This window comes from Pseudomonas sp. BN415, from assembly GCF_029871195.1.
GTDB classification, from domain to species: domain Bacteria; phylum Pseudomonadota; class Gammaproteobacteria; order Pseudomonadales; family Pseudomonadaceae; genus Metapseudomonas; species Metapseudomonas resinovorans.
In genome coordinates, this window is the sequence record NZ_SSOK01000057.1 from 59,891 (window position 1) to 75,975 (window position 16,085).

The 16,085-nt window shown below is 64.4% G+C and carries 14 protein-coding genes; 2 read left to right on the forward strand and 12 right to left on the reverse strand.

The features are described from left to right. Positions 1 to 50: 50 nt before the first annotated feature. The 9 genes from E8F20_RS16190 to E8F20_RS16230 form a co-directional block, all read right to left on the reverse strand. Positions 51 to 1,925 (reverse strand): prolyl oligopeptidase family serine peptidase, encoded by a 1,875-nt coding sequence (locus E8F20_RS16190; RefSeq protein ID WP_280284624.1) that lies wholly within the window; start codon positions 1,923 to 1,925, stop codon positions 51 to 53. Further along, complete coding sequence (pqqE, locus tag E8F20_RS16195; protein ID WP_280284625.1) at positions 1,891 to 3,042, reverse strand: pyrroloquinoline quinone biosynthesis protein PqqE; 1,152 nt, start codon at positions 3,040 to 3,042, stop codon at positions 1,891 to 1,893. The genes E8F20_RS16190 and pqqE overlap by 35 nt, the downstream gene beginning before the upstream one ends. Next, complete coding sequence (gene pqqD / locus E8F20_RS16200; RefSeq protein WP_137821523.1) at positions 3,011 to 3,292, reverse strand: pyrroloquinoline quinone biosynthesis peptide chaperone PqqD; 282 nt, start codon at positions 3,290 to 3,292, stop codon at positions 3,011 to 3,013. Before pqqD ends, pqqE begins: the two co-directional genes overlap by 32 nt. Further along, on the reverse strand, positions 3,289 to 4,041 hold the full coding sequence (gene pqqC, locus E8F20_RS16205) for a pyrroloquinoline-quinone synthase PqqC (RefSeq protein ID WP_280284626.1): 753 nt from the start codon (positions 4,039 to 4,041) through the stop codon (positions 3,289 to 3,291). The genes pqqD and pqqC overlap by 4 nt, the downstream gene beginning before the upstream one ends. Positions 4,042 to 4,052: 11 nt before the next feature. Beyond that, positions 4,053 to 4,967: a pyrroloquinoline quinone biosynthesis protein PqqB gene (pqqB, locus tag E8F20_RS16210; protein ID WP_280284627.1), complete on the reverse strand. Its 915-nt coding sequence runs from the start codon at positions 4,965 to 4,967 to the stop codon at positions 4,053 to 4,055. A 47-nt stretch (positions 4,968 to 5,014) separates the two neighbouring features. Continuing rightward, complete coding sequence (gene pqqA, locus E8F20_RS16215) at positions 5,015 to 5,086, reverse strand: pyrroloquinoline quinone precursor peptide PqqA (protein WP_072432761.1); 72 nt, start codon at positions 5,084 to 5,086, stop codon at positions 5,015 to 5,017. A gap of 361 nt (positions 5,087 to 5,447) precedes the next feature. Continuing rightward, complete coding sequence (locus tag E8F20_RS16220; RefSeq protein ID WP_280284628.1) at positions 5,448 to 6,968, reverse strand: aldehyde dehydrogenase family protein; 1,521 nt, start codon at positions 6,966 to 6,968, stop codon at positions 5,448 to 5,450. A gap of 131 nt (positions 6,969 to 7,099) precedes the next feature. Then, positions 7,100 to 8,674 (reverse strand): methyl-accepting chemotaxis protein, encoded by a 1,575-nt coding sequence (locus tag E8F20_RS16225; RefSeq protein WP_280284629.1) that lies wholly within the window; start codon positions 8,672 to 8,674, stop codon positions 7,100 to 7,102. 253 nt (positions 8,675 to 8,927) lie between these two features. After that, positions 8,928 to 10,712, reverse strand: a complete 1,785-nt coding sequence (locus E8F20_RS16230; RefSeq protein ID WP_280284630.1) for a PQQ-dependent methanol/ethanol family dehydrogenase — start codon at positions 10,710 to 10,712, stop codon at positions 8,928 to 8,930. A gap of 228 nt (positions 10,713 to 10,940) precedes the next feature. On the opposite strand from E8F20_RS16230, the gene E8F20_RS16235 reads away from it, so the two are divergent. Next, positions 10,941 to 11,954 carry a hypothetical protein gene (locus tag E8F20_RS16235; RefSeq protein WP_280284631.1) on the forward strand — a complete coding sequence of 338 codons (1,014 nt, stop codon included), beginning with the start codon at positions 10,941 to 10,943 and terminating at the stop codon, positions 11,952 to 11,954. Between the two features lie 208 nt (positions 11,955 to 12,162). Here E8F20_RS16235 and E8F20_RS16240 read toward each other — a convergent pair whose 3' ends face one another. From E8F20_RS16240 to E8F20_RS16250, 3 genes are all read right to left on the reverse strand, one after another. Further along, positions 12,163 to 13,041, reverse strand: coding sequence for a transporter substrate-binding domain-containing protein (locus tag E8F20_RS16240; protein ID WP_280284632.1), 879 nt, complete (start codon positions 13,039 to 13,041; stop codon positions 12,163 to 12,165). A gap of 5 nt (positions 13,042 to 13,046) precedes the next feature. After that, the gene (pedF, locus tag E8F20_RS16245; RefSeq protein ID WP_280284633.1) at positions 13,047 to 13,484 is read right to left on the reverse strand and encodes a cytochrome c-550 PedF; all 438 of its coding nucleotides are present in this window, start codon (positions 13,482 to 13,484) and stop codon (positions 13,047 to 13,049) included. 256 nt (positions 13,485 to 13,740) lie between these two features. After that, the gene (locus E8F20_RS16250; RefSeq protein WP_280284634.1) at positions 13,741 to 13,896 is read right to left on the reverse strand and encodes a hypothetical protein; all 156 of its coding nucleotides are present in this window, start codon (positions 13,894 to 13,896) and stop codon (positions 13,741 to 13,743) included. A 302-nt stretch (positions 13,897 to 14,198) separates the two neighbouring features. Between E8F20_RS16250 and exaA the strand changes: the two genes are divergently transcribed. Further along, a complete protein-coding gene (exaA, locus tag E8F20_RS16255; protein ID WP_280284635.1) occupies positions 14,199 to 16,067 on the forward strand; it encodes a quinoprotein ethanol dehydrogenase in 1,869 nt (622 codons plus the stop codon). Positions 16,068 to 16,085 lie beyond the last annotated feature (18 nt).

Genomic DNA, 16,085 nt, shown 5'->3' on the forward strand with positions numbered 1-16,085 from the left:
CCAGCCTACTTCATTCACCGGTCATTTCAATCAGACCTTGGGCGCTGTCCCTATAGCCAATGCATGTCTTCTGCTGCCTGGCACAGCAAGCCTCGATAGAACCCCAGCTCGGCCTCCAGGGCATGGGCAAGGTTCGCAGCCCGGCGAAAACCGTGTTGCTCTTCGGGATAGACATGGCACTCCGCTTGCCGCCCGGCCGCGCGTAGCGACGTGACCATGGCAGCGGTCTGCTCCGGCACCACCACCGCGTCCCGGCCGCCCTGGAAGAAGATCACCGGCGCACCGATCTCGCCGGCCCTCAATACTGGCGTGCGCTTCCGGTAACGCTCGGCATCCCGTTCGGGGTCACCGATCAGCCAGTCCAGGTAATCGGCCTCGAACTTGTGGGTCCTCTCCCGCAGTACCAGTGGGTCGCTCACCCCGTAATGGCTGGCGCCACCACGGAAGGGCGTGTCCCCGACCAGGGAAAGCAAGGTGGTGAAGCCGCCGGCACTGGCTCCCCGGATGAAGGCCCGCTGCCGATCCACCAACCCCTGTCCGGCCAGATGGTCAAGCAGAGCCTTGGCATCCTCCACATCCACTTCGCCCCAAGCACCGGCCAGGCGTTGGCGATACGCACGGCCGTAACCGCTGCTGCCCCGATAGTCGAGGTCGGCGACGGCGAAGCCACGCTGGGTCCAGAATTGGATACGTGGATCGAACACGGGGTGGCAGGCCGAAGTCGGTCCGCCATGACAGAACACAAGCAGCGGCGGGCACTGACCCTCGGGGCCAAGGTAGCGAGTGTTGTGGGGTGGGTAGAAGAACGCATGGGCCCACTCCCCTGCCCCGACGGCAAAGCGCAGTGGCCGGGGGGTGGAGACTTCTTCTTCCGCCAGCCCGCACTCACCGCCGGCCAGCACCTGTACGGCACCGCTATCCCGGTCGATGGCCAGCACGGCGCTGGCGCTCTGCGCTCCGGCGGCGATGCAGTAGTCATTCCGTTCATCCGCCGCGAGTTGGCGGAAGCGGCTGAACCCGGTTGCCAGCAGGACGCCGTTGCCGCCAGCCAGGTAGCCCTGGCCGTCGACCAGCCAGCTCCTCAAGCCGGTCTCCGGCAGATAGCTGCAGGCCCCCAGTTGCCAGGGTGCGGGCGCGTGGTCGGCCAGCACCGCTGGAAGCGGCCGCCACCCCTGCACATCGAGTCTCCAGGGCTGCCACCAGCCATTACGATCGCTGAGGCAGTGCAGGCGGCCTTCGTCGTCGAAGCGCGGTTGTTGCAGGGATTCCCCACCTTCCCCGCCGGCAACGATTTCAATCGGCATCCACTCGCAATCCTGGCGTCGGCGCAGGCACAGGCGCGTTTGCGTCCAGGGCTGCGCGGGACGGGACCATTCGATCCAGGCGAGGGACTGGCCATCCGGGCTGATGCGCGGTGCGGCGTAGAAGTCGGCCCCCTCGACGAGTGCCTGACGGTGCCCACCCTCCAGGGCGATGGACACCAGCCGGTGAACGCCTCGGTCTTCTTCCACTGCCAGTACGGCCCGCTCACCCGGCCAGAGATCGCCGTAGCGGCAACCCGGGTTCCCGGTCAGCGCGGCAGGCACGCCGGAGAGCGCCTGGACGTAGATCTGCTGGTCCGCCTCGTTGACGAACGCCACGCCCTCGTCGAGCAAGCAGAAAGCGCCGCCACCGTATTCGTAAACCCGGCTGCGCACGGAGAAGGCGGCGGGCGTGAGGCACCGTGCTACGCCTGCCTGCCAGCGCCAGAGCGTGGTACGGCCATCCGCGGGGTCGAACCGGCTCCAGAACAGCCCCGCAGGCCCCCAGCGCAGCTCCGCGAAGTCACGGCTCGCCGCCACGGCACGTTCCGCGCTCCAGTCACTGTCCCAGAAACCAAAAGGACGGTACTCAAGCGCGGCAGATAATCTTGGAGGTGCGCTCATTGCGATAGGTCAGTTGCTCCAGGGCCTTGGCAGCGTGCTCCGCTTCTTCCCGTGCCGCCAGTATCTTGCCGTGGTGCGCCGACTTGGCGCAGACCGGATCGGCGTTGCTGGCATCGCCGGTCAGCATGAAGGCCTGGCAACGGCATCCGCCGAAGTCCCGCTCCTTCTCGTCGCACGACCGGCAGGGTTCGGGCATCCAGTCGTAGCCACGGAAGCGGTTGAAGCCGAAGGACTCGTACCAGATGTGACGCAGGCTGTGCTCGCGCACATTGGGAAACTGCACCGGTAACTGGCGCGCGCTGTGGCAAGGCAGCGCCGTGCCGTCCGGGGTGATGTCGAGGAACAGATTGCCCCAGCCGTTCATGCAGGCCTTGGGGCGCTCTTCGTAGTAATCCGGGGTGACGAAGATCAGTTTGCAGGGGTGGTTCTGTGCCGCCAGCTTTTCCCGGTATTGATGGGTGATGCGCTCGGCGCGCTGCAGTTGCTCGCGGGTCGGCAGCAGGCCGGCGCGGTTCAGTTCGGCCCAGCCGTAGAACTGGCAGGTGGCGAGTTCGACGAAGTCCGCTTCCAGCTCCAGACATAGCTCGATGATTCGCCCGATGCTGTCGATGTTGTGCCGATGGGTGACGAAGTTCAGCACCATCGGGTAGCCCTGGGCCTTCACCGCGCGAGCCATGGCCAGCTTCTGGGCGAAGGCCTTGCGCGAGCCGGCCAAGAGGTTGTTCACCTCTTCATCGGCGGCCTGGAAGCTGATCTGGATGTGGTCCAGCCCGGCGTCCTTGAAGGCCGCCATGCGCGCCTCGGTCAGGCCGATGCCGGAGGTGATCAGGTTGGTGTAGTAGCCCAGCTCCCGCGCGGCACGGATCAGCTCTTCCAGGTCCTGGCGCACCAGCGGCTCGCCACCGGAGAAGCCGAGTTGTGCCGCGCCCAGCTCGCGGGCCTGGCGGAACACCTCGATCCACTGGGCGGTCGTCAGTTCCTCGCCCTGTTTCGCGAAGTCGAGGGGGTTCGAGCAGTACGGGCACTGCAGCGGGCAGCGATACGTCAGCTCGGCCAGCAGCCAGAACGGTGGCCCCGGCTGGGTTTCAGGCTTCGAGTTGCAACCAGAACTGGGCATGGGCCACCTCGATGAACGCCAGTATGTCTTCGTCCAGGCCGGGTACGTCGGGGAAACGCCGACGCAGGTCGAAGACGATCTGCGCCACCGAACGTTGGCCATCCACCAGGCGCAGGATCTCTCCCGCACTCTCGTTAAGCCGCACCATGCCTTCCGGATACAGCAGCACGTGGCAGCCCTGGGCCGGTTCCCATTGCAGGCGGAAGCCCCGCCGCAGGTTGGGTACCTGATGCATGTCGAAGTCGCTCATAGGGCAATCCCCCGGTGCCAGACCCGTTCACGGGTCACCGTGTGGAACGGTGGACGTTCCAGCTCGAAGGCCATGCTCATGGCATCGAGCATGCTCCAGAGCACGTCCAGCTTGAATTGCAGGATCTCCAGCATGCGCTGCTGGGCATCAAAGGTGCGGTAGTGCTCGAGGGTGATGCGCAGGCCATGCTCGACGTCGCGGCGCGCCTCCTTCAGGCGCTTCCTGAAATAGTCGTAGCCGGCCGGGTCGATCCAGGGATAGTGCTGCGGCCAGCTGTCCAGCCGCGACTGGTGGATCTGCGGCGCGAACAGCTCGGTCAGGGAACTGCTGGCGGCCTCCTGCCAGCTCGCGCGGCGGGCGAAGTTCACGTAGGCGTCCACGGCGAAGCGCACACCCGGCAGCACCAGTTCCTGGGACAGCACCTGCTCACGGTCCAGCCCGACGGCCTCGGCCAGACGCAGCCAGGCCTCGATGCCGCCTTCCTCGCCGGGGGCACCGTCGTGATCGAGGATGCGCTGAATCCATTCGCGGCGGGTATTACGGTCCGGGCAGTTGGCCAGGATGGCGGCGTCCTTCAGCGGGATGTTCACCTGGTAGTAGAAGCGGTTCGCCACCCAGCCCTGGATCTGCTCGCGGCTGGCACGGCCTTCGTACATGGCACGGTGATAGGGATGATGGATGTGGTAGCAGGCGCCCTTGGCGCGCAGGGCCTGCTCGAACTCGGCGGGGCTCATGGCTGTCTGGTTCATCTCGGGCTCCCTTACAACTCGATGCTCATGCCGTCCCAGGCCACTTCGATGCCGTGACGGCCCAGTTCGGCGCGCTCGCGGGAATCGACGTCGAGGATCGGGTTGGTGTTGTTGATGTGAATGAGCACCTTGCGCGGGCCCGAAATGCCGTCGAGCACCTCGATCATCCCGCCCGGACCGCTCTGCGGCAGATGGCCCATCTCGCTGCCGAGTTTGTCGCCTACCTCGCAATGGCGCATTTCGTCGTCACGCCACAGGGTGCCGTCCACGAGCAGGCAGTCGGCGCGGTGCATCCAGTCGCGCAAGGTTTCGTTTATCTGACCAAGGCCGGGGGCGTAGAACAGATTGCCGCCGGTATTCAGGTCTTCCACCAGCAGCCCGATGTTGTCACCCGGGTGCGGGTTGCCCCGGTGCGGCGAATACGGCGGCGCACTGCTCAGCAAGGGAACCGCGGTGAAGCGCAGCCCAGCGCAGGCGGGAATCTCGAAGCCTGGGCTGGCGAGGTCGATGGGGTTCCATGCCAGCCCGCCATTCCAGTGACTGAGCATGGTGAAGAGCGGGAAGCCAGTGCTGAGGTCCTGGTGGACCATCTCAGTGCACCAGACCTGGTGCGGACAGCCTTCGCGCAGGCTGAGCAGGCCGGTGACGTGATCGATCTGGCTGTCCATCAGGATGATCGCCGCAATACCCGTGTCGCGCACACGGCGCGCCGGCTGCAGTGGCGGGAAGGCCTCCAGCTGGGCACGGATATCAGGCGAGGCGTTGCACAGTACCCAGTCGACGCCGTTGGCGCTGATGGCAATCGAAGATTGGGTGCGCGGCTGGGCGCGGACCTTGCCGCTGCGCACGCCACGGCAGTTGTGGCAGTTGCAGTTCCACTGGGGGAAACCCCCACCGGCGGCCGAGCCGAGAATCTGGATATGCATGGGAATAGCCCTGGGCGGGGGCCCCGGCAGGGCCGGGGCGATGCGGATCAGCGGTTGGCGAAGTACAGGGTCACTTCGAAACCAATGCGCAGATCGGTAAAGGCGGGTTTAGTCCACATGGAGCCATCCTCTTGTTATGGCGCCGGAGGATTCCGGCAAGTCCAGTTAATCACCAGGCCGGAGAGGCCCGAATGGTACTTTCGGAGGAGATACGCTCGTGATTTGGTAGGGCTTTTGGGGACCGGCAGGCCATGCGTCAGGCCGAGCTAGCTGTGTAGGAGCGAGCTTGCTCGCGAAGGTCGTGGCACCGCTCGCCAGCAAGCTGGCTCCTACAGGGTCGCCAAGAAAAAACGCGGCCGAAGCCGCGTTGCGAGTAAACCCTGGCGGGCATGGGATTCGTGTGCGCAGTCCCGCTGGCAGGGCATCATCGACAAAGGGAGTGTGGCGCCCGAACCTGCGCGCCACCGAATCAATCGTAGATCAGAAGAAGCCCAGCGGATTGATGTCGTAGCTAATCAGCAGGTTCTTGGTCTGCTGGTAGTGGTCGAGCATCATCTTGTGGGTTTCACGGCCGACGCCGGACTTCTTGTAGCCACCGAACGCGGCGTGGGCCGGGTACAGGTGGTAGCAGTTGGTCCACACGCGCCCGGCCTTGATGCCACGGCCCATGCGGTAGGCGCGGTTGATGTCGCGGGTCCAGACGCCAGCGCCCAGGCCGAACTCGGTGTCGTTGGCAATCGCCAGGGCTTCGGCTTCATCCTTGAAGGTGGTAACGCCCACCACCGGGCCGAAGATTTCCTCCTGGAACACGCGCATCTTGTTGTGCCCCTTCAGCAACGTCGGCTGGATGTAGTAGCCACTGGCGAGGCCGCCCTCCAGTTTTTCGGCCGCACCGCCGGCCAGCAGCTCGGCACCTTCCTGCTGGGCGATTTCCAGGTAGGAGAGGATCTTCTCGAACTGCTGCTGCGAGGCCTGGGCACCAACCATGGTGTCGGTGTCCAGCGGGTCTCCACGCTTGATGGCGTTGACCTTCTTCATCACCTCGGCCATGAACGCCGGGTAGATGGATTCCTGCACCAGCGCGCGCGACGGGCAGGTGCACACCTCGCCCTGGTTGAAGAAGGCCAGCACTAGGCCTTCGGCCGCCTTCTCGATGAACTCGGGCTCGGCCTGCATGATGTCTTCGAAGTAGATGTTCGGACTCTTGCCGCCCAGTTCCACGGTGGACGGAATGATGTTCTCCGCCGCGCAGTGGAGGATGTGGGCACCCACCGGGGTGGAGCCGGTGAAGGCGATCTTGGCGATGCGTTTGCTGGTGGCGAGCGCCTGGCCGGCCTCCTTGCCGAAGCCCTGGACAATGTTCAGCACGCCAGGCGGCAGCAGGTCGCCAATGATCTCCGCCAGCACCATGATCGACAGCGGGGTCTGCTCGGCAGGCTTGAGCACCACACAGTTGCCGGCAGCCAGCGCCGGGGCCAGTTTCCAGGCGGCCATCAGCAGCGGGAAGTTCCACGGGATGATCTGCCCGACCACGCCCAGCGGCTCGTGGAAGTGATAGGCAGCAGTGTGCTCGTTGATCTCGGCGGCGCTGCCTTCCTGTGCGCGAATACAGCCGGCGAAGTAACGAAAGTGGTCAGCGGCCAGCGGTACGTCGGCGTTCAGGGTCTCGCGCACGGCCTTGCCGTTGTCCCAGGTTTCGGTGACGGCCAGCACGTCCAGGTTCTGTTCGATACGGTCGGCGATCTTCAGCAGGATCAGCGCACGGTCCTGCACGGAGGTCTTGCCCCAGGCGTCAGCCACGGCGTGGGCGGCATCCAGCGCCCTCTCGACATCCTCAGCGCCGGAACGGGGGAACTCGGCAATCACCTCGCCATTCACGGGGGAGGTGTTGGTGAAGTACTGGCCACCCACCGGCGGTACGAACTCGCCGCCGATGAAGTTGCCGTAGCGCGGCTTGAAGCTGACGATGGCGCCCGGAGTGCCGGGTTGTGCATAGATCATGGCGTTGCTCTCTCTGGTCGGTGCCCACCCGGTTGGGCAGGTTGTAGATCGATCTTAGTCAGCGCCCTGCACTCCCCGGTATGCGCCCATGGCACAGACACCCTCCTCATTTGGTAGTAATTGGCCCGTCCTCAGGCCCTTGCCAGAGCGCCCTTGCGCGGAGCCGGTGTCGCAGCGGCCTGCTCGGGCCGGTAGCCCAGGCGCAAGCCACCCCAATGGCGCCCGTGGATGATGATCGGCACCGAGAGGTCGTGCATCAGCTCGCCGGTGTCACGGGTATAGGTCTGCAGCAGCAGCGGCTGCTGGTGGCTGCCACAGCGGATGCCGGTGCGGTCGCTGAACATCCGCTTGCTGCGGCTGCGTGCCATGTCCTGCTCGCGGTCGCCGCTGGGCGCTTGACTGAAGGCCAGGTTGTGGGTGGGCACATAGCCCTCCTGGGTGCAGGCGATGGCGAACACCAGGCCCTCATGTCGTTCGAGCAGCGGCTCCTGGATGTCCGGCAGGACCTGGTCGGTGTAGCGGTCGAAGCGCGAGCTGTATTTCTGCGGGTAGGTGCCGGGCACCACTTGGAAGCGACGGTCGAACAGGTCATCGAGGCTGATGTGGCCGTCCCGCACATCCCGCTCGAAACGTTCGGCGATGGACGTCGCGCCCTGCCGGGCCAGGTCGTAGACCCGCTGGTGGTAGTCATCCAGGCCCACTTCGGCCAGGCGTTCGCTGATGGTCTCTGCTTGTGCTTCCAGTTGGCTGGCGGCATCAGCCAGGCGGCGGGTCTGCTCATCACTGACACCCAGGTCGCTGCGCATCTGCCCCACGGCCTCGAACAAGCCCGCAAGCTGGTCGCGGTTGGTCCGGGCGCCTCGGGCGATTTCGTCCACCTGCCCTTCCACTGCGGCGGCCAGGCCCGCAATCTTTTCCAGTTGGTGGCCAGTCAGCTCCACCTGCCCTACGCCCGCATCCAGATCGGTGGAAAGCTGCTGGATCTGTTCCACCACCAGCATCGTCTGCCGCTGGATGTCGGCCACCATCTGCCCCACTTCGCCGGTGGCGCTGGCGGTTCGCCCGGCCAGACCGCGCACCTCGTCCGCCACCACGGCAAAACCCCGGCCATGCTCCCCAGCCCGCGCGGCCTCTATGGCGGCGTTCAGTGCCAGCAGATTGGTCTGGCTGGCGATGGACTGAATGACCTGGGCCACCTGCTGAATTTCCTCGCTGCGCTGACTAAGGGCCGCAATCAGCTCGCGGCTGGCGCTGGCACGGGCGCTGAGCTGGTGCATAAGCGCTATCGCCTGATGCAGCACCTCGCGGCCTTCATCACTGCTCTGACGTGCGCCATGGGCGGCGGCGAAGGCCTGCTGGCTGAGTTCGGACGTGGCGGCCTCGGTCGCGATCATCACCTCGGCGCTGCCGACGATGCGCTCGGCGGCCTGCAACTGGGATTTGAGGCGTTCGGCCAGGCGGTCCACCGACCAGGCGACCCCGGCGGCGGACAGGGCGTTGTGGCTGGTGCTGCGGGACAGGTCGCGGGTCAGCCGTGCGATGTCGGCGCCCTCCTCCGCATTGGCCTGCGCGGCCATCGTCTTCGGTCGAAATAGCCAGGGTACGGGCAGCAGAAGGAGGACACCCAGCCAGGGCGGCAGGCCGGTAAAGGCCATTACACCGGCGATGACGATAATCAGGAGGTTGTGGATCAGGCAGTAGCGCATCGCTTGTCCCTTTGTTGTCATTGTTTTCGGGTATTAAGCGGCGAATCGCCGTCAGGCGACATGGTTCCTTGGTCGTAGAACCGTGGGTGTAGCCGGATCACTCACCGTCCGGGCAACCCGTGCAGTTGCGTAGGATGCGATAGAGCGAAGCGAAACCCATCTTGGGTGGTCGATGGATTTCGCGGACTCCACCCATCCTGCGGTACGCCTACATGAACAAGACAAGGCCCGCCGGAGCGGGCCTTGCTGCGCATCACCGCTTGGCGACCACCGCCTCTTTCGGCAGCTTGAAGGTCCAGAGCATGCCACCCTGGTTCAGGTCCTTGATGCGCTTGGCCACCTCGCCGCCCCAGAGCGGCACGGCACCGCCCCAGCCGGAGAGCACGGAGACGTACTGCTCGCCGTCCATTTCCCAGGTGATGGGCGAACCGATCACACCGGAGCCGGTATTGAACTCATAGAGTTTCTTACCGGACTTGGCGTCGAATGCCATCAGGTAACCCTCAGGGTTACCGGTGAACACCAGATTGCCCTTGGTGGCGAGCACACCGCCCCAGAGCGGCGCGTAGTTCTTGTAGCGCCAGACTTCCTTGCCGCTCTTCGGGTCGATGGCACGCAGCACGCCGATGTAGTCCTCGTTCAGCGGTTTGATGGTGAAGCCGGCGCCCAGGTAGGCCGCACCTTTCTTGTAGGCGATGTTCTCGTTCCACATGTCCATGCCCCACTCGTTGGACGGCACGTAGAACAGGCCGGTGTCCTGGCTGTAGGCCATGGGCATCCAGTTCTTTCCGCCGAGGAAGGACGGTGCCACGAACACCGAGCTGCCGTGCTTGCCATCGGCGCCCGGCGCACCAGGACGCTTGGCGTCGTCGTAGATCGGGCGGCCCTCCTTGTCCAGCCCCTTGGCCCAGGTCACCTGGTCAACGAAAGGGAAACCGCGGATGAACTTGCCGTTGGTGCGGTCCAGTACATAGAAAAAGCCATTGCGGTCGGCGGTGGCGGCAGCCTTCACGGTCTTGCCGCCGTCTTGGTAGTTGAAGGACACCAGCTCGTTCACGCCGTCAAAGTCCCAGCCATCGTGCGGGGTCGTCTGGAAGTGCCACTTGATGGAGCCATCTTCCGGGTTAAGCGCTAAGCGCGAAGACGAGTACAGGTTGTCACCCGGACGCAGGTGGGAGTTCCACGGCGAGGGGTTGCCGGTACCGATCAGCAGGGTATCGGTCTCCGGATCGTAATAGCCGCCCAGCCAGGGAGCGGCGCCGCCGGTCTTCCAAAGATCACCCGGCCAGGTCTTGCCGGCCTCGCCGCCAGAAATACCGTTCTCGACCTGTTTGCCGTCCTTGTAGACGTAGCCCATGTGACCTTCCACGGTCGGACGGGTCCAGAGCAACTCGCCGTTCTTCGGGTTGTAGGCCTCAATCTTGCCCACTACGCCGAACTCGCCACCGGCGACGCCAGTGATCAACTTGCCCTTGACCACCAGCGGCGCGGCCGAGATCGAGTAGCCCGCCTTGTAGTCAGCGACGGTCTTGCGCCAAACCACCTTGCCTGTGTCCTTGTTCAGGGCCACCAGCTTGGCGTCCAGCGTGCCGAAGATCACCAGGTCGTCGTAGAGCGCCACGCCACGGTTGATCACGTCGCAGCAGGGCATGATGCCGTCGGGCAAGCGGGCATCGTACTGCCAGAGTTTCCTGCCGGTGCGCGCGTCGACTGCAAACACCCGGGAATAGGAGCCCGTGACATACATCACACCGTCCTTCACCAACGGCTGGGCTTGCTGGCCGCGCTGCTTCTCGCCACCGAAAGACAGCGCCCACACGGGACGCAGTTGCTGCACGTTGTTGCTGTTGAGGTCATCCAGGGTGCTGTAGCGCTGGCCCTGCAAGCCCAGGCCATTGGTCACCACCTGGTCGGTGGACATGGCATCGGCAAGGATGTCTTCGTCGGTGACGCCGGCCAGGGCCAGGCTGCTCGAGAGCATCATGGCGACGCACAGCAGCGTCCGGGCGAAAGGCTGGTGGGGTGTGGCGAGCTTCATTTGCGGCTACCTCTGCGGGCTTGTTGTTGTGATCCGGGAAATTTTCCCGGTCTGCCGCAAATTCTTGGTTTGCCACGTGAGGCCAACAATTGGACACAGTGCGGATTTTCCTCGTCCGTTGGTAGCAATACCGCCACGTCCCTGCATACTTCAGCTGCCGATTGTGCGGCAGCGCCTCCCACTGGCAGACTGCCGCCCCTGCTTCGTTTTCCAAGGCCCCCGGGACCTATGCAACTCTTCACAGATCGTCAATTGCTCCTGGCCAGCTGGGCCATCGCGCTCATCGGCCTGCTGCTGGTGCTGCCGTTCCACCTGTTGCCTTCCTTGCTGTCCGGCCTGCTGGTCTACGAACTGGTGGTCACTCTGGCACCCCGCCTGCAACCGGTCATTCCCGGTGGCCGCCGCGCCCACTGGCTCGCGGTGGCCTTGCTGGGCATGCTGGTGGTGAGCCTGCTGACACTCTTCTTCGTATGGATCGCCGGCGTAGTGACCCAGGAAGTCCACAACCCTGGCCAGTTGCTGGAGAAGTTCATCCTCCTGACCGAGCAGGCGCGGGCGCAGCTGCCGGCGTCCATCGAGAACTACCTGCCGGCCAACGCCGATGACCTGCGCCGCGAACTGATGGAATGGCTGCGTGCCCACGTCGGCCAGTTGCAACTGCTGGGCAAGGGCGCGGCACACACCTTCGTGACCATGCTGATCGGCATGATCCTTGGCGCCATCATCGCCCTGCAGCCCATCCCCAATTTCGAGACCCTGCGTCCGCTCAGCCGCCTGCTGCTGGAGCGCATGGCACTGCTGGTCACCGCCTTCCGCAACATCGTCTTCGCGCAGATCAAGATTTCCCTGGTCAACACCACCCTCACCGGCATCTTCCTCGCAGTGGTGCTGCCGCTGATGGACATCCACCTGCCACTGACCAAGGTGCTGATCCTGCTGACCTTCATCCTTGGCCTGCTGCCGGTGATCGGCAACCTGATGTCCAACACGCTCATCTTCATCGCTGGATTCTCGGTATCCCTCTGGGTCGCGCTGGGTGCCCTGGGCTACCTGATTGCCATCCACAAACTGGAATACTTCCTCAACGCGCGCATCGTTGGCGGCCAGATCAGCGCCAGGGCCTGGGAACTGCTGCTGGCGATGCTCGCGTTCGAGTCGATCTTCGGCTTGCAGGGGCTGGTGGCAGCGCCGATCTACTACGCCTACCTGAAGAGCGAGTTGAAGCACGCGGAGCTGGTGTAGCCTCCCTCACCCGGCCCTCTTCCGAAGGAGAGGGCGCTGCGCGCGCGGAGCCGCTTTCAGGCGGCGGGATGTCAATCCTTTGCGCGATCCACCCTCGGCAGGGGGTCTGTTTCATACTTCGGGTAGCGGTGGCTGGCGCTGCGGCTCGGATCATAGCGGCAGTGGTTCAGCGAGGCGGAACGAACACCTGTGCATCCCGCACCTCCGCCTATTGAACGTCCTGATAGAGCCCCGGCAACTCATAGCGCAGGCCGTAGGCCGCATAGAGTTTCTCCATTCGACCGTCGCGCACCATGCCGTCGAGGGTTTCCTCCAGGGCATTGGCCAACTGGCGGTTGCTCTCGTGGACCGCCATGCCAATGTCCCAGTCGGGCTGGCCGAGGTTGGGGTAGGCGTTGTCGGCGTCCTTGATCCGCGGATCGTGGGCCTGATGCTTCAGCCAGTCCAGCTCACCGCGCAAGGCCATCACCGCATCCACCTCGCCCTTGCGCATGGCCTCGAAGGCTGCCGCAGGCCCCGGATAGTGATGGGTGTTGCGCGACAGCCGACCTGCGAGCACCGAGGTGAGGTAGAACGACGGTACGCTCTCCAGTTCCACGCCAATCGGGTGGAACTGGAACACGCCGATGCTTGGCACTTCGGGTAGACGGCGGCTGTCGTAAACCACCTGCCAGCGCTCACGCTGGTAGGGGCCGAACATCACCACCTGCTCGTTAGCCAGTTCGCCCACGTCATTGCGCTTCTGCGAGAAATCACGGTCATAGGGCACCCGCAGCATCACGTCAGCGAACACGCCGGGGCGCATGTAGTGGCCCTTCCAGATGACGTTGCGCAGGTCATCATCCAACTTTTCGCCAGGGGTGACCCAGAGCAGCTCCAGTTTCAGGCCGAGGCCGTCGGCTAACGCGCGGGCCAGGTCGACATCCACACCACGCGCCTGCTCGCCCTCCCTGAAGCTATAGGGCGCGAAGCGCTCGTAGACAGCCACCCGGAGCAAGCCGGAGTCGACGATGTCGTCATAGGGCCGCACCTGTGCCTGCGCCAGTGGCAGGCACAGCAGCCAGCACAATAAGACCAGCAGGCGCATGGCGATCACTCGTCCACATGCACGCTTTCCAGGTAGGTGCGGATGGCCCACAAGGCTTCCTGGCTGAGGAACTCGGCCATCTTCGGCATGTACACCGCACCGTCGCGCACCGCGCCGTTGATCACCCGCTCCTTGAACCACTCGTCACCGCTGGCATCGGTTTCCAGGTAGCGCAGGTCCGGGGCGATACCACCGGATTTGGCTTCCAGGCCATGGCAGCGAGCACAGTTCTGGTTGTACGCCGAAGAGCCGATCTCGACGGCAAGGTCATGCTGGGGATAGGGCGCGCGGTAGGGGTTCTCGTCGCGCCACTCCTTGCCCAGTGCCTCCAGGCCTTCGGTGTTCACGGCCTGGGGCACCACGTCGCCATGGGCCAGGACCATTCCGCTGAGAGTCAGGCCGGCCAGGAATGCGAGGCCGCGCAGTGCGCTGTTGTTGTTCATCACGTACATCCTCATAGAGCTGCTGGGCAAGGCGGCGCTCCGTGGGGAGCGCTGTGGAGACATGTTAGGAAGCCCCCGGGGACGCCCCCATCCTGCTTTGGTGGCTTGCCCTTCCTCCCTTGGTAGTAGTGCGGGTGGATGCATGCGGACGAATGCCCTGGCGCCATCAGGCATGCAGGCGCGAGCTTGCTGACGAACGACGCCAGGTCATTCACCAGCAAGACGGGTGTTATGGAGGCGGGAGAGTCGAGACCAATCAGTCGGCTGCGGGAGTGGATGCCGGGACGGAGAAACGTTGATTTGGCAGGTCGATGGCAGGGCGGACCAGGTCGCTGGAGGCCCTGGCCAGTTCGAACTCGAGCAGGCAGCAGATCAGCAGCAGCGGTAACAGAAGGTGCTTGATGACGATCATGATGGAATCCTCTTGCGGGTTTCCCTATCTGTCAGGCTAAGACCTGAGACCTCATCTGGCTGTAGCGCCTTGGTATCGAGCGACCGATACCTTGGTCGTAGTCACGGCAACCTTCGTTGGTCGTAACGCCTCGGAACGTATCGGCAAGGGCTTTGGCAGCAATGCCAAGTCATGCCCGGGCTGGGAAGTTTTCCCGACATGCGCGGGTGATTTTCCGTATCAAGACGACAGCGCGAATTCCACCATTCGAAACGCCGGGCCAGCAGCTGGCCCCGTATCCATCGACTATGGGAATCGCAAAGATGACAACAAGATCGCTACCCTCCCCTGCCAGCCCGCTTTCCACGGCCATCCGTTGCCTGCTTCTCGTCGGCGGCCTGGCCGCCGCCGGCGGCGCCATCGCCCAGAACGTGACCTGGGAGGACATTGCCAACGACCACAAAACGACCGGTGACGTGCTGCAGTACGGCCTGGGCACCCATGCCCAGCGCTGGAGCCCGCTGGACAAGGTCAACGCCGACAACGTGTTCAAGCTGTCGCCGGCCTGGTCGTTCTCTTTCGGCGACGAGAAGCAACGCGGCCAGGAGTCCCAGGCGATCATCAGCGACGGGGTGATCTACGTCACCGCTTCCTATTCCCGCGTCTTCGCCCTCGACGCCAAGACCGGCCACCGCCTGTGGACCTACAACCACCGCCTGCCGGACGACATTCGCCCCTGCTGCGACGTGGTCAACCGTGGTGCGGCCATCTATGGCGACAAGATATTCTTCGGCACCCTGGATGCACGCGTGGTCGCCCTGAACAAGAAGACCGGCAAGGTGGTCTGGAACAAGAAGTTCGGCGAACACGGTGCCGGCTACACCATGACCGGTGCACCGACCATCGTGAAAGACCAGAAGAGTGGCAAGGTCCTGCTGGTGCACGGCAGCTCGGGTGACGAATTCGGCGTGGTGGGCCAGCTCTTCGCCCGCGATCCGGACACCGGCGAAGAGGTGTGGATGCGCCCCTTCGTCGAGGGACACATGGGTCGCCTGAACGGCAAGGACAGTACGCCCACTGGCGACATCAAGGCGCCTTCCTGGCCGGACGACAAGAACTCCCCCACCGGCAAGAAAGAGGCCTGGAGCCACGGGGGCGGCGCGCCTTGGCAGAGCGCCAGCTTCGATCCCGAAACCAACACCATCGTTGTGGGTGCCGGCAACCCGGCGCCCTGGAACGGCTGGGCACGTACCGCCGATGGTGGCGATCCCAAGGACTTCGACAGCCTCTACACCTCCGGCCAGGTCGGCGTAGACCCGAGCACCGGCGAGGTGAAGTGGTTCTACCAGCACACGCCTAACGACGCCTGGGACTTCTCCGGCAACAACGAACTGGTGCTCTTCGACTACAAGGACAAGAACGGCAAGACCGTAAAAGCCACCGCCCACGCCGACCGCAATGGCTTCTTCTACGTGGTGGATCGCAACAACGGCAAGCTGCAGAACGCCTTCCCCTTCGTCGACAACATCACCTGGGCCAGCCATATCGACTTGAAGACCGGCCGCCCGGTGGAAAATCCGGGCCAGCGCCCGCCGCTGCCGGAGCCTGGCCAGAAGCACGGCAAGACGGTTGAAGTCTCCCCGCCCTTCCTCGGCGGCAAGAACTGGAACCCCATGGCCTACAGCCAGGACACCGGCCTGTTCTACGTACCGGCCAACCACTGGAAAGAGGACTACTGGACCGAAGAAGTGGCCTACAAGAAGGGCTCGGCCTACCTCGGCCAGGGATTCCGTATCAAGCGCATGTATGACGACCACGTCGGCATCCTGCGGGCGATGAATCCCACCACCGGCAAAGTGGCCTGGGAACACAAGGAGCGTCTGCCGCTCTGGGCTGGCGTGCTGGCCACCAAGGGCAACCTGGTGTTCACCGGCACCGGCGACGGCTTCCTCAAGGCCTTCGACGCCACGAACGGCAAGGAACTGTGGAAGTTCCAGACCGGCAGCGGCATCGTCTCCCCGCCCATCACCTGGGAGCAGGACGGCGAGCAGTACATCGGTGTGACCGTGGGCTACGGCGGCGCGGTGCCCCTCTGGGGCGGCGACATGGCCGAGCTGACCAAGCCGGTGGCCCAGGGTGGTTCCTTCTGGGTATTCAAGCTGCCGAGCTGGGACAAGACAGCGCAGCGTTGACTGACGGACCGGGGCCTA

What these genes read in the sequence shown, in the direction of transcription:
- E8F20_RS16190 (WP_280284624.1), bottom strand. Translation starts at nt 1,925, where the DNA reads ATGAGCGCACCTCCAAGATTATCTGCCGCGCTTGAGTACCGTCCTTTT.
- pqqE (WP_280284625.1), bottom strand. Translation starts at nt 3,042, where the DNA reads ATGCCCAGTTCTGGTTGCAACTCGAAGCCTGAAACCCAGCCGGGGCCA.
- pqqD (WP_137821523.1), bottom strand. Translation starts at nt 3,292, where the DNA reads ATGAGCGACTTCGACATGCATCAGGTACCCAACCTGCGGCGGGGCTTC.
- pqqC (WP_280284626.1), bottom strand. Translation starts at nt 4,041, where the DNA reads ATGAACCAGACAGCCATGAGCCCCGCCGAGTTCGAGCAGGCCCTGCGC.
- pqqB (WP_280284627.1), bottom strand. Translation starts at nt 4,967, where the DNA reads ATGCATATCCAGATTCTCGGCTCGGCCGCCGGTGGGGGTTTCCCCCAG.
- E8F20_RS16220 (WP_280284628.1), bottom strand. Translation starts at nt 6,968, where the DNA reads ATGATCTATGCACAACCCGGCACTCCGGGCGCCATCGTCAGCTTCAAG.
- E8F20_RS16225 (WP_280284629.1), bottom strand. Translation starts at nt 8,674, where the DNA reads ATGCGCTACTGCCTGATCCACAACCTCCTGATTATCGTCATCGCCGGT.
- E8F20_RS16230 (WP_280284630.1), bottom strand. Translation starts at nt 10,712, where the DNA reads ATGAAGCTCGCCACACCCCACCAGCCTTTCGCCCGGACGCTGCTGTGC.
- E8F20_RS16235 (WP_280284631.1), top strand. Translation starts at nt 10,941, where the DNA reads ATGCAACTCTTCACAGATCGTCAATTGCTCCTGGCCAGCTGGGCCATC.
- E8F20_RS16240 (WP_280284632.1), bottom strand. Translation starts at nt 13,041, where the DNA reads ATGCGCCTGCTGGTCTTATTGTGCTGGCTGCTGTGCCTGCCACTGGCG.
- pedF (WP_280284633.1), bottom strand. Translation starts at nt 13,484, where the DNA reads ATGAACAACAACAGCGCACTGCGCGGCCTCGCATTCCTGGCCGGCCTG.
- E8F20_RS16250 (WP_280284634.1), bottom strand. Translation starts at nt 13,896, where the DNA reads ATGATCGTCATCAAGCACCTTCTGTTACCGCTGCTGCTGATCTGCTGC.
- exaA (WP_280284635.1), top strand. Translation starts at nt 14,199, where the DNA reads ATGACAACAAGATCGCTACCCTCCCCTGCCAGCCCGCTTTCCACGGCC.